The sequence below is a fragment of the Pseudomonas sp. BN515 genome (genome assembly GCF_029873155.1).
Lineage (GTDB): Bacteria > Pseudomonadota > Gammaproteobacteria > Pseudomonadales > Pseudomonadaceae > Metapseudomonas.
Map to the genome: position 1 here is coordinate 133,419 of NZ_SSOH01000024.1, position 13,515 is coordinate 146,933.

The window sequence follows — 13,515 nt, forward strand, 5'->3', positions numbered from 1 at the left end:
ACCAAGACCAGAACAAAAAAGACCGCACACCGGAGACTGCTCAAGCATCGCGTCGCAAATACTTAACCTCATAATATTCACGCATTACAAACAACAGCGTCAATCCACAAAAATCAAAGTACACGACCATTTCTTAGATATGCACAAAAATCATTTATCACTAGACTGAAACTCCCACCTGAACGCTTGAGCAATAACCTTCCAACTATAGAATTCGCGCATGCGAGAGGAGGCAATTGAACCCGTAGCAGATCGTCGAGCATCGTCCTGATAGCCCAGCAAGATTTCTTTCAATGACGCTACACAACCATTCTTGTAAGTCGATCCAATATCCTTCCAACGCTCCTGCGCCTTTTCCTGATCGCTCATAATAACCGGCAGACCACATGCTGAAGCATCAAGAGTGCTAGTGGTTATCGAACGAGGCCACACCGCAATATCCGCTGCCCGGTAAAACTCCGGCAACTTAGTCCAATGCACAAAGGGGTGGACAATAGACTTACTATATGCTCGCAGCGTTTCACTTTCGGGGCCATCACCTACAAACAGAGCAATGAAGGGATATCCCTCCGCACTTAACTCTTCAACAGCCTGTGCCAACACATGAACCGATTTGCTCGCAGTCATTCTCCCAGTCCAAATGCATACAATATTTTTATCTAAAATACCCAAACTTGACCTTACAGTCGATCGAGCCTTTAATGCTGCAAAACTAGAGGCAGGAAAAAAAATACTTGTATCAACGCCGAGAGAGATAACTTTAGTTTTCCGCCTTGGAACACCATAAAAATCCACAGCACAATCAACGCAATCTTCAGTTGACCCAATACACTTCGTCACAAAATAGCTAAAAAACCTACCAGGCAAGACACGAGAAAAGAAATTATATATTCTTGCCTTAGATAAAAAGCCCCCCCCCCTCAAAGCTTGAGGAACAGCCGAATATGCCTGACCTGTAGATGTAAAAATCTTAAACCCCAAGATCATTTTTGCTAGCACTACCTGACCTAGAACGGGGGATGCAATACCCCTAACTATGACAACATCAGGCTCAATGTCTTTCAACTTACCAAACAAACCATTTATTAATATACGCCCCCCTAGCCTTGTATAGGAACATGTATGCCGAGTTAAGTTTCCAGAGCACTCTTCGCCCCAAAAATCCTTCTTATCGGTCAAAGCCCCAAAGAACGCCGCCGAATTCTGATAATACATCGGCAGAGGACAAGTTATCAGGTGCACTTGGTCTCCTGCCGCCGCCAACTCCTTAGGCAGAATATTATCAATATAACCAAGACCCTCTGTATAGGTTTCCACGACGTATGCAATCCTCATAAGCCCTCACCCAAAATTAATAGAAAGGCATTATTAGCCAAAAATTCAAAGCGCTGATTCCCTATTAAACACAGGCGAGACCAAAGACAAAGCGAGCAAAACCAACAAACCATTTGTCATGAGCGAAACCTGAATCGGCCCATTCAACATAGCGACAATATGCGGCAAAAATATCAAATATGCATAATGTCCATATTTTTTCTCGAGAAGTGATTGAGCTCCTCCAAGAACCGAAGCGGCTACCAATGCCGATGCAAAAACCCCACCCCATCCCGCATTAATAAATCCATCCCCAAAAAAACCCGTATTAGCCCTCGCAAACTTACCCCAGTATTCGTACCCAACCATAATGAAGGGATCGACACTATAAACAGGTTCAACAATATGCCTCAAAAAACTGTTAGACCAATATACAAACGGCATCTCAGAGAACATTTCAATTATAAAAAGGCTAGTCACCCCATGTGCATAGACGGTTCTATCCACAAGCAAAGCAGACAAGTATTTGCTTTCAGACCAAGAATCAAACAAAAAGGCAAATATAACCATCACCAAAAACAAAAAAGAGACAAAACAAGCACTTACCCTGCTCCTCCAAAATCTTGAGGTCAGAAAGCCAACCACCATCAAGAAAGGAACTGCAAGAGCTACCTTGAAAGCCGTTATTGAAAAAACCAAAAAAAATCCGACCAAAGCCAAAGCAAACAAGTCAACCCGAAGCCTGATCATTGACAACAACAACAATAAAGGTGAAAAAACCATAAACTGCCAGTTTACAAAATATGAAAAAATATTCGCCGACTCCGTATAAATCTCTCGCTGAGCGTATATATTACCTATCACATTAAACGAAATAACTCCTCTAAAAGCATAGACAACAAGAGCCATATTGATAAAATTAACCAAAACCACAAAAACTAAAAAATGCCGCGGTTTAATATAACCAAACCCCGACCAATCAATCCTTAAAAATTTACCCCCCCAAAGAACACCCAACAAAGAAAACATTACAGAAACAGACACAGCCAAATATGATACATCCGAAAAAACATATTCTGGGGTGTAATACGGCATAAGAGAAAAAAACGGTATAAAAACCGTAAACAACAAGCAAGCATTAAAAACCGAGTACAACCCAGGCCGAATAAAAGCCACAGGAATGGAAACCAAGAACACATAAAAAACCGAAATCATGGCATGAGAAAAATCGTGACTCTCATTTCTTATTGCTGTAAACAAATTCCAGTCGTAAAAAGAAGGATGCAGCATATAAAGCAGCAAGGAAAACAAAACAGAGCACAGCACAAAAATGAATCCACCCATTTATAAACCACCATCCAAGAATATAATCTTCAAACTAGAGAAGCGGGTCTCTAGCAAAACTCTCCGCACCAAGCAATTCAACACCTTTCTTAGCGTAACGAAATCTTTCAGCTCACTCGACCGCATGTATAATATCTTATACTTGAAATAGTCAGAAAAACATTAAAAACGTAAATCATCAGCATCAAAACACTATAGATTCCAAGAGACACGTTATCTTCATTTCCACTAAAAGAACTTAAAATCAGAGCCAGATTTGGCACTACCAGCCTAAGCAAATCCCAGAGCAACTGGATATCTTGGCGCTCCAAGACATTTAGTGTCTGGCTTAGCGGCGCCACTACAAACTGCCCAAGAAAAAAGGGAGCCAAATACACAACAAACTCTGCCACCTTGGACCATTCAGCCCCAAAAATCAGGTCGACGCCCCACCAAAGAACCAGAGTAGCCAAGCTGACTATAGGAAGCCCAATGGCCAGCAGGTTTCTGCATGAACTCAAATAGAAACGCATCAAACGCTCCGGCTCGGACTCCTTTATTCTCGGTAGCTCTGAAAGATACACATTAGCAATAGCCCCTCCCAAAAATGCCATGGGCGCCCCCATAGCTCTTTGAGCCAAAGAAAAAAAGCCGGCGGAAGATACTCCATAAAGAGAAATTAGGATAAATGGGGTAGCGTGCAGGGCGCTGACGTTCAAGACGCCCGCGGGAACGGACAAGAGAGGGTATCGTTTATACCTAATTGCGAGCGTCTTCAATCTCCTCCACGTAGGGAGTCGTATATTTTCAGTTGCACCCAACAATATTTTCAGTGCGCCTACTGCCTGACTCAGCACATAGCCTAGTACTAGAGCAAGCCCGCCAACACCGGCCATCCCCATTCCCACTTGGGCGCCAGCTTGAAACAGGCTACGATTTACATTGGATTTAGCAAGATTAGAAAAGGCCTTTTCCCGTATCGCCCAATAGCTTGCAACCTGAAAAGACCCAGCAAATAAAATTCCAATCGGCAAAAGCCAAATGAAACCCCATCCTGCCAAAAACGAAAATCCTAACAGCGACGCAATCGCTAAAGACACAAACACCGTCAAACTAGTGATTAGGAGAAGACCAAGGCATAAATAGACCAAAGTCTCAGCCTGTTTTTTATTCTTCGCTTGCGGCAAGGCGAATTCATATCGCAGAGAGCTTAAAGCCAGTAATATTGTCAATACTGAAGTAAATGCAGCCAGCATACCGAACTCTTCAGGTGTAAAGAGCCGAGTCAGCACGGGAGTAACACCCACCGTGATGCCTTGTGCAATAACTGCACCACTAGCAACAAGCACGACCGACTTCAAGAGCTTATTGCTTTTAAGTTTGGTAATTAACACTAACCTTGACACCCAAATGCTGTAGTGATGGCAAATATTTGCTTTTGCGTCAGATAGGGGTGCATTGGCAAGCTCACCACCTCCCCCGCGATACGGTCACCCACAGGAAGGGTAATGCTGCCGTCTGCGACTGCGGGCTGTTTATTGAGCGGTATTGGGTAATGCACAGCTGTAGGTACGCCCGCCCCTTTCAATTTTTCTTGTAGCTTTTCACGGTTCATTACACGCACGGTGTACTGCGCATAGGCACTGATGTTGTACGATTCAATATAAGGCGTAGTGGAGATGCCTGCCTCATTCAGCAATCGATAATAAACTCCAGCAACTTGCTGACGTAACTTTATTTCCTCTTGGAAGATCTCCAGCTTAGGTAATAAAATAGCAGCTTGCAGGGTATCCAGGCGGCTGTTCACACCAACACGCACATGGTGGTAGCGGCGGTCCTGACCGTGGCGGGCGATTTGGCGAAGTACAATTGCCAGTTCTTCGTCATTGGTGAAGATGGCACCGCCATCGCCGTAGCACCCCAAAGGTTTGCTCGGGAAAAAACTGGTGCAAGCGATAGTGGTCAGATTGCAGGACCGGCGGCTCTTGTAGGTAGCACCAAAGCTCTGCGCTGCATCTTCAATCACCGGAATACCATACTTCGCGGCTATCGCGTTGATTGCATCGAAGTCTGCACATTGACCGTAGAGCGAGACAGGAATGATGGCTTTAGTACGCGGAGTGATGGCGGCCTCCAGCAGGTTTGGGTCCAGGTTGTACGTGCGCGAATCGATATCGACATAAACCGGTTTTGCGCCCAATAGAGCCACAGTCTCTGCTGTAGCTATATAGGTGAATCCAGGGGTAATGACTTCGTCGCCAGGACCAATCCCGAGAGCCATCTGCGCAATCTGCAGAGCATCTGTACCGTTAGCGCAGGTGATGCAGTATTTGGCACCAGTAAAGGCAGCAAGCTTTTCTTCGAGCTCAGCGACTTCCGGGCCGAGGATATATTGGCCATGATCCAAAACCCGCTGGATACCGGCATCAATCTTGTCCTTGATACGAGCTTGTTGAGCTTTCAGGTCGATGAATTCGATCATTTACTGTGCATCCACTTTATTCAATCTATTGCCACTCAACACATAGCATGCGCCCGTGTGCGGACAGACCGCCTGCCCTTCACCACGAACCGGAAACTCCAGTTGTTCGCCAAACTCGCTCATCCAACCTATTTGCCGTGCCGGTACACCGACCATCAAGGCATATGCTGGCACGTCCTTGTTTACCACAGCCCCCGCACCGATGAAGGCGTATTCACCAATGGTCACGCCACAAACGATGGTGCAGTTTGCGCCAAGGGTGGCGCCTTTCTTTACCAAGGTGTTGCGGTACTGATCCTTACGCTCGATCAGCGAACGCGGATTGTAGACATTGGTGAAGACCATGCTTGGGCCGCAGAACACACCTTCTTCGAGGGTGACGTTGTCGTAGACAGATACGTTGTTCTGCACTTTACAGTGATCGCCAATGACGACCTTGTTGCCAACAAATACGTTTTGACCAAGCGATACGCCTTTGCCAATACGCGCGCCGCTACAGATGTGAACGAAGTGCCAGACTCGCGAACCATCGCCGATCTGCGCACCATCATCGATGATAGCGGAGGGATGCACTTGATAGCTCATGGACACCTCAGCGATTCAGGCTCTTTAGGAACAGATGACCTTCATCGTTCTGTACATCAACAATCGCTGAGGAACGAATAGTATTGACGGTCTCCACGCAATGGCGCGCATCTTCGATGCCATAGCCTCGCCCTGCGAGTATTTCCTGGTAACTGGTGGTGTGCAGATCGGTGAAGCCTTCTGAAAACTCCAACTCCTCGCCATTGACGGTGATCGAGCGGTAGGTCGGCTTCTTACCTTTGACCGCATCCGGCAGATCGTTTGCGTCGATGGAGAGAAACCAGCGCACGCGAGCTTTTTCGTATTCGAGATAACCCGCTGCCTTGTATTCATTGGTGAAGTGCACGACGTTGCGCTGCAACTTGCCAAAAATGAAGTGAAGCATGTCATAGAAATGCACACCGATATTGGTGGCCACGCCGAAGGACTTGCGCGGGTCGCCTTTCCAGCTTTCCATGTACCACTTACCGCGCGAGGTAATGTAAGTCAGCTCTACATCGTATTTGTGCTCGCTGGCTTCACGAGTTACTTTATCCTTAAGTTCGAGGATTGCCTGGTGATGGCGCAGTTGCAGGATGTTGTAAACTCGCTTTCCGGTTTCCTTTTCGACCAAGGCCAACTCATCGAGTATCTCTGGGGTTGGCACCAGCGGTTTTTCACAAATCACATCACATCCCAAACGCAAACCAGCCGCGATATGTGCATGGTGCAGGTAGTTGGGCGAGCAGACAGCTACATAGTCCAGCGCTGTAGCTGGATCGCGCTTCAACACCCAGGCATGCTCGATAAAGCGCTCGAACTCGGTGAAAAACTCGCTCTGTGGCGAGATGCTGTCGATGATGCCAACCGAATCGTTAATGTCATAGGCGGACACCAACTCGTTACCGGTGTCTTTGATGGCGCGCATATGACGGGGAGCGATATAACCGGCGGCGCCGATCAGAGCGAATTTTTTCATAAATATCCTTTGTGAAACACTACAACCCGGAATCCCTTGACAGGAATTACCGGGTATTCGTAGACAGCGAGTAATCAGGCTTTGATGATGTGAGCGTGCGGAGTACGGTATTTACCACGGCTGTCGACAATCAGACGGGCGTGCTGCTTGATCAGTTCGTAGTCGAATTTGTCGTGATCGGTGGTCAGTACCACAGCGTCGAAACTAGTCAAATTTTCCGCAGTCAACGGTTCGCTCGACAGATTGAAGTGGTGCTCACGCATTTTCGGGAAGACCGGTACATGAGGGTCGCTGTAGGCCACCACGCTGCCTTTCGCTTCGAGCAACTCCATGATCTCCACAGAAGGTGACTCGCGCATATCGTCCACATTCTTTTTGTAGGCGATACCGAGAACCAGCACCTTGCTGCCTTTCAATGCTTTGCCATTGTCATTGAGGCCATCCATCAACTTGCTGACAACGTATTCAGGCATAGCCTGATTGACCTCACCAGAGAGTTCGATAAAGCGCGTGTGCAGCCCATATTCACGAGCCTTCCAGGTCAAGTAAAAGGGGTCGATAGGAATGCAATGGCCGCCCAAGCCGGGACCTGGATAATAAGGAGTGAAACCGAATGGTTTGGTAGCAGCTGCATCGACCACCTCGAAGATATCGATGCCCATACGGTCGGCGACGACTTTCATCTCGTTGACCAGACCGATATTCACTGCCCGATGGATATTTTCCAGCAGCTTGGTCATTTCCGCCGCCTTGGTGGAACTGACCGGCACGACCTTATCGATCGCATGCTCGTAGAGCGCAATACCGACCTCGAGACAGGCCGGCGTATGACCACCAATCACTTTCGGGATGGTACGGGTTTCGAAGTCGGGGTTGCCCGGATCTTCGCGCTCCGGGGAATAGACCAGGAAGATACTCTCACCGACACGCAGGCCACCTTCTTCGACGCGGGGCAGCAGCTCTTCTTCAGTAGTGCCCGGGTAGGTAGTGCTTTCCAGCGAGACCACTTGCCCTTCGCGCAGGTAAGGCTTGATGGCATCGGTGGTATTGATCACAAAGCTCATGTCCGGCTCGCGGTATTTATTCAGCGGCGTCGGCACACAGAGGATGAGCGCGTCACACTCACTGGCGCGCTGAAAATCGGTGGTCGCCTCAAAACCACTCTGACGGGCACTGGCGATTTTTTCACTCGGAATGTGCTCGATATAGCTCTGGCCGGTATTCAGCTTGGAAACCTTGCCTTCATCGATATCGATGCCCAGCACGCGGAAGCCGATGGCGTTATAACGCAGCATCAGAGGAAGGCCGACATAGCCTAGGCCAACAATGCCGATGATGGCTTCTTTGCTCTTGAATTTGGCGATGCTCGCCTGCTTCATGCCTGACATCAGGTAAAACTCCGGTTGGATTTTCGTCTCGATACTGATCGAGTCTTCAGCTTGAGATGGTTACCTGCAAAGGCAACCTTTTATTCGCACAGGCACCTTGAAAGCACTTAGCCAGTATGCTTTTCGCGCCCGCCTCGCTATGCGCGATCCTCACCTCAGACGGCCACTCTCGCATTCGCGTAACAAAATACACCAGGCACTTCTAGCCCGCATGGGCCGAATAGCCGCCTATGGTATGGATTTGAGCGCGAATGTCACAGCGCTGCCCGTCCAGAACTGCGTAGCCGCCATTTTTGCCGACCCGACCAGGGGTGCCTTGCCTGGTCGCCGACCAACAAAAGGCCGCGCCGTGAGTCAGCAGCATGGTTTTCAGGTGATTCACAATTCGACCGCTGCAGCGGCGGCGGGTGCGGCGGTCTTCGTGCAGGCGGTCGCCGTAAGCGTTCTCGGCCACCAGGATGTCGGCGCGGTACGGCGGCTTGGGTGCTGGCGACAGTAGCTCCTGGGGGGCGCCCAGGTCACTGGAGAAGACGGCGCACTTCTTTTCGCCGGACTGGGGATAAGGAATGCGCCCTACGTGATCGATATGCACATGGGCGGCAGCCAGGGCGTTGATCAAATCCGGGGGAAACGCTACGGCGAGCCAATCCGCACCGGCATTGCATTGGACCGAGCTTTCCGCCCCCTGAAACAGGTCACAATCGATCAGCAAGCTGTGCTGGGCGCCCATCAACAACTGTTGGCAGGAGCTGTTCACGCCATCGTTGACGTCATAGTGCAGGATGTAGGGGAAACTCATGTTTTCGACCCTTGTTAGTCCATTAACGGTGGCGGCGCGTGGAGCGCCGCCGGGTGTAGTCCATTTGATGTAGCCGAATTTCAGCCTCAAAGCGAGCAGAAACTACTCGCCGTTGATCCCGTGAAACGTAACGTTATGTGCGGTGGGGCACGGTGCTTACCCCCTTGGCTATTTCAGTTGCAATTGGCTGGACGGAGTCTACCCGCTCGATCAATGTGCTCGATCAGCGCTTGTGCCCTTTGGCATGGGAGCCCCGCCCCTTGAGCGCCTGTGCCAGTGGGTCCGCAGCCAACTCTATCCCTCGCGGATCGTGGTGATGGCCGATGACGGCACAATTGCCATCCACAAGTGCCTGCTTGATCCTGTCACGGAAGTGCAGCCCGGGCGTCCAGACTAGTTTGCTCCAGACCAAGGGCATCGGATTTACGGCGCAACATACTGCGCAGCAAGGCGATAAACAGACCAAGGATGCCGCCAAGCACCAAGCCCAATGCCAGGATCAGCACTTTCTTGGGCTTTACAGGGCGCAGGGGATCCACAGCGACCTGGTCGACATTCACCAGTTTGAGATCGGCTACATCGAAGTGAAGGTTGCGCAAACGAGCGGCCTCTTCGCGCCAGATAGCCAGATCCTTGAGGAACAGGTCTTCGTTCGCACGCTGGTTGAGCACTTCAATCTTCCGGTTATGCGTCAGCAGTTGCAGCTCCTTGGAAATCTCGGCAATGCGTGGCTCGGTGAAATCGTCGGAGCGGCGCTGGAGCAAGGCATTGCGCTCTGCCTCCAAGGCATCGCTACCCATGAAGTAGAGCGGAATCTGTTGGTTGTTGACCTCGGTACGGATCACGCTGCCTTGTGCGACGCGCTCACCCTCACCCAATGCGGAAGGTGTGGTTGGCTTGACGATACCCAGGGCCTTGGCAATACGACTCGCCTCATCAAGTTGAGTGATGCGGTTATCGCGACGAGCCTTGAGCTGCTGGCGCAATGCCTTGAGTTCGTCCTGAAGCTGCGCACGCTTGAGGCTGTCCGCCTCAAGCAACCTCGCGATCTGGGCTTCCTTGCTCGCTTCGTAGTTCGCGCGGGCTGCGGCAATTTTCAATTCGAGTTGATTCAGGCGGTTCTGGATTACCGTTTGCAGATCGACGGCGATCCGCCCACGCTCCGTCTGAATGGCGTGTTCAACCAGGCCGTTGACAAAGGCGACGCCATTGACGTCCGCCGGGTAGGTCAGTTGGATGCCGACATAGGCGCTCAGGTTGCTGGCCTTTTTGGGGTCTGGCTGCAGCATCTTGAAAGCTTCCTGGTTGAAGCGTTCGAAGGTTTGCTCGAGGCTACGATTGGGTTGGCGCAAGGCCTCGAACAAGCCCTGATTGGCCCGAAAGAACTCCAGGCGGCTGTCATAGGACTCCAGAGTCGCTCCTACACGCTGCATAGCTTGCTCAGGCGTCAACTCGTAAACGCCGGTGCGGCTCAAGGCATCGAGGTCTTTAATCGCCGCAGGGCGCAACACACTTTGCACCTGGTATTCCGGGGTGGCCAGGAACGCATAGGCCGCAGCAGCCAAACCCACCAGCACAGAGACCAGGGCAATCAGCCACTTCTGATCCCAAAGCACATGAAACAGCGCGACCAGGTCAATTTCGTCGTTAGGGGCTTGCTGTACGTTGGGGGAGATTGCATTCACGGGGTAAGGTCCATCTTCCAAAAGTGTGACACTGATGCACCAGCGGGGGGGAGGAACAACGATCCTAAGCAGTCTGTAGTTGTCCCATTCAGCCATTCGTCGCTCGCGATAAAGCACGCGCCGTATTGGACTTGCACCCACGCCACCAGCGGAAACTTGGCGGCATTTTGCCTGTGATGCATGGCATTACAAGACTTGACAATCACTTTGCTGATACAGGCAGACGGACGGACGGGAACTTTGTGCTGCGCATCATTGTCTGCGCGAACTCCAGCGGACTAAACGGCCTACTGGCCAAATCAAGCCCGGATAGCTAGGAATGCTCTGGAATAGCCATTCGTTCCTGCCCTACTTCAGCCCCTGCCGATTATTGAAGGCGGCCCATCACTCTAATACGAACGGATTACCCGCCTTTTCCGTGCTTTAGCCGCCGTGAGCGCTTCGCGATGGTCCTAGCCCTAGTCTCAGCGTCGGTCGTCAGCTAGCACGGCGGCGACATACCGCTGCGCAAGCTCGCCCTACAGGGCCTCGCGCATGCGGGGGCGCAGCAGGTTGCGCAGCAACGCCACGAGTACACCGAGTGTCAGACCTGCGACACCACCCAGGCCGATGATCAGCGTCTTCTTCGGCTTGACTGCTCTTAGCGGCTCGAGCGCCAGTTGGTCCAGCCGAACCAACTGCAGGGTACGGGTATCGAACTTGATTCCTTTAAGCTGAGCAGCTTCTTGCCGCCAATCCGCCAAGTCCTTGAGATAAAGATCTTCGTTCTTGCGCTGCTCCAGAACCTCCACCTGCCGATTGCGGCTCAGCAAGGCCAGTTCCTTCTCAATCTCAGCTATTCGCGGCTCGCTGAAATCGTCCGAGCGGCGTTTGCTGAGGGCCTGTCGTTCGGCCTTCAGCGCATCTACTCCCATGAAGTACAGAGGAACTTCCTGACTGGTGACCTCTGTGCGCACGACCTGCCCTTGCCGCTGCGAATCGGCCATGGCAGAGGGGGTGGTGGGTTTCTGGATGCCCAGCGACTCGGCAATCTGAATAGCTTCGTCGAGGCTATTGATGCGATTCTCCCGGCGCGTTTTCAATTCGCTGCGCAGGGCCTGCAGCTCATCCTGCAGTTGCGCCCTACGCAAGGCCTCCTGCTCACGCAGGGTGGCGATTTGCGCTTGCTTGCTCGCCTCGTAGCTAGCCCGTGCCGCCTCGACCTTCTGCTCGAGGGCAAACAGGCGGTTGGCTATCAGCACCTTCAGGTCCGCGGCTATTCGCGCTCGCTCATCCTCCAGCACAGCGGCTACCAGACCATTGACCACCGCCACGCCGTCTACCCCTTTGGGGTAAGTCAGCGATACGCCAATGAACTCGCTCAGGTTATTAGGCTTCTTCGGGTCGATCTGCAGCATGGTGAACGCCGAGCCGTTGAACTCTTCGAAGGCCTGCTCCAACGAGCGGCCTGGCTCGACCAGCCCCGTGAATAGCTGTTGATTGTCGCGAAAGAACTTGAGGCGGTTCTCGTAGGAGGAGAGCCCTGCTCCGACACGGCCCAATGCCTCGACCGGTGTCAGCTCATAGACACCGGTGCCATTCAACTCGTCCAGGCTGCCGCGATCCACCGGCCGCAGCACACTCTGCACCTGATATTGCGGCGTAGCCATGAATGCATAGGCAATCGCCCCCAGGGTGACCAGGCAGGCAATGGCTAGGATCAGGTACTTTTGCTGGAACAGTGATCGAAGCAGTTCGACCAGATCGATTTCATCGTTGTTATAGGTGGGTTGCTGCAGTTGGTCAGGCATAGGTCGGCTGGGATCGGTCTAAACACAGGTCTATCGCATGGCATGCGATCACTTCTAAATTCCCTTCCGTAGCGCCCTGCCCCTCTTGTGCAGGCAGCAGGCCCATCCCTTGTACCCAGCGGGATCTGACAGTCGCGCGGCCCATTTGTTCAAGAGGGGCTGGGAATTCAGGATTAATTCTGCCGAACCTCACCCGCTATACCCTCCCATTGCAGGAGACGACTGCAGCTTCAACGCACACACTGGAAAATATAGGCTCTGTTTCAGTTGTGTGTTGGAAGGTCCTGTGTAGGGTGGGTTCGCCGAAGGTGTAACCCGCCCTCTGGCCATTGGGCCTGCAAGTGCGCTGTCTTCAGGGACCAGCTTGCTGGCTATACGTTCGACCGGGCTGCCTGAAAAGCCGCGCTTTTGTGGGAGCGGATGTATCCGCGAGAAACGTTAGAATCTGCGCATCTTTCGCGGCAAAAGCCGCTCCTATGAGGTCGCGCTCTACATCAACGTTTGACGGGGCCAGAGCCATATGAAATGCGAAATGGGGCGATAAGCGCCCCATTTCGCAGTTGCGTTACATCTCATCCCGTACCGTCGGAGGCCTCCTCAGCTGACGATGAAGTCCGCCTGGGTCACGGTGGTGGCATCCGCCACCCCCACCAGGGTGATGCTGTTGGCACCGATGGTGACCCGGGTGTCCGCCCCCAGGTCAGTGATCGCCACGTTCGCCGCGAAGGTGGCTGCACTGATGCCCAACGAGGCGATGTTCAGCAGGTCCTGGCCGCCGCCCGGGTTGGCATCGAAGCCCTGAATCGTGTCGTTGCCGAAACCCGCGGCAAACACAAAGGTATCGTCGCCGAGGCCGCCGATCAGGGTATCGTTGCCCGCCAGGCCATTCAGGGTGTCATTGCCTGCGCCACCGGTAATCCTGTTGGCCAGCGCATTACCCGTACCACTGAACGCACCCGCACCCGAGAACGCCAGGTTCTCGAGGTTGGCCCCCAGGGTGTAGCTCGCGTTCGTGGTAGTGACCGAGTCAATCCCTTCGCCAGCGAGTTCGTTCACAACATCCAGGCCGATAACGCCATAGCTGTCATTACCCGCACCACCCGCCAGCGTGTCATTGCCAGCGCCACTGTTGAGGGTGTCATTCCCAGCCCCACCCACCAGCGTGTCGTCTCCTGCGAAACCGTTCAGAAC

General features: G+C 52.1%; 11 protein-coding genes. All 11 read right to left on the minus strand.

The window, feature by feature from the left end; all coding sequences use genetic code 11:
* Nucleotides 1-150: 150 nt before the first annotated feature.
* Entirely contained in the window at nucleotides 151-1,317 is a 1,167-nt protein-coding gene (locus tag E8E91_RS06705; RefSeq protein WP_280375099.1) for a glycosyltransferase family 4 protein, read from the minus strand.
* 63 nt (nucleotides 1,318-1,380) lie between these two features.
* Nucleotides 1,381-2,658: a hypothetical protein gene (locus E8E91_RS06710; protein ID WP_280375100.1), complete on the minus strand. Its 1,278-nt coding sequence runs from the start codon at nucleotides 2,656-2,658 to the stop codon at nucleotides 1,381-1,383.
* 107 nt (nucleotides 2,659-2,765) lie between these two features.
* Nucleotides 2,766-3,998: an oligosaccharide flippase family protein gene (locus E8E91_RS06715; protein ID WP_280375101.1), complete on the minus strand. Its 1,233-nt coding sequence runs from the start codon at nucleotides 3,996-3,998 to the stop codon at nucleotides 2,766-2,768.
* A 32-nt stretch (nucleotides 3,999-4,030) separates the two neighbouring features.
* Nucleotides 4,031-5,119 (minus strand): DegT/DnrJ/EryC1/StrS family aminotransferase, encoded by a 1,089-nt coding sequence (locus E8E91_RS06720; RefSeq protein WP_280375102.1) that lies wholly within the window; start codon nucleotides 5,117-5,119, stop codon nucleotides 4,031-4,033.
* Nucleotides 5,120-5,704: a UDP-2-acetamido-3-amino-2,3-dideoxy-D-glucuronate N-acetyltransferase gene (gene wbpD / locus E8E91_RS06725; protein ID WP_280375103.1), complete on the minus strand. Its 585-nt coding sequence runs from the start codon at nucleotides 5,702-5,704 to the stop codon at nucleotides 5,120-5,122.
* Nucleotides 5,705-5,711: 7 nt separating this feature from the next.
* A complete protein-coding gene (gene wbpB, locus E8E91_RS06730; RefSeq protein WP_280375104.1) occupies nucleotides 5,712-6,662 on the minus strand; it encodes a UDP-N-acetyl-2-amino-2-deoxy-D-glucuronate oxidase in 951 nt (316 codons plus the stop codon).
* A gap of 74 nt (nucleotides 6,663-6,736) precedes the next feature.
* Complete coding sequence (gene wbpA, locus E8E91_RS06735) at nucleotides 6,737-8,041, minus strand: UDP-N-acetyl-D-glucosamine 6-dehydrogenase (RefSeq protein ID WP_280375112.1); 1,305 nt, start codon at nucleotides 8,039-8,041, stop codon at nucleotides 6,737-6,739.
* Nucleotides 8,042-8,252: 211 nt separating this feature from the next.
* Nucleotides 8,253-8,849, minus strand: a complete 597-nt coding sequence (locus tag E8E91_RS06740; protein WP_280375105.1) for a hypothetical protein — start codon at nucleotides 8,847-8,849, stop codon at nucleotides 8,253-8,255.
* A gap of 365 nt (nucleotides 8,850-9,214) precedes the next feature.
* On the minus strand, nucleotides 9,215-10,534 hold the full coding sequence (locus tag E8E91_RS06745) for a Wzz/FepE/Etk N-terminal domain-containing protein (RefSeq protein ID WP_280375106.1): 1,320 nt from the start codon (nucleotides 10,532-10,534) through the stop codon (nucleotides 9,215-9,217).
* A gap of 518 nt (nucleotides 10,535-11,052) precedes the next feature.
* Complete coding sequence (locus E8E91_RS06750; protein ID WP_280375107.1) at nucleotides 11,053-12,324, minus strand: Wzz/FepE/Etk N-terminal domain-containing protein; 1,272 nt, start codon at nucleotides 12,322-12,324, stop codon at nucleotides 11,053-11,055.
* 597 nt (nucleotides 12,325-12,921) lie between these two features.
* The coding region (locus tag E8E91_RS06755; RefSeq protein WP_280375108.1) for a calcium-binding protein at nucleotides 12,922-13,515 on the minus strand (594 nt) is incomplete at its 5' end.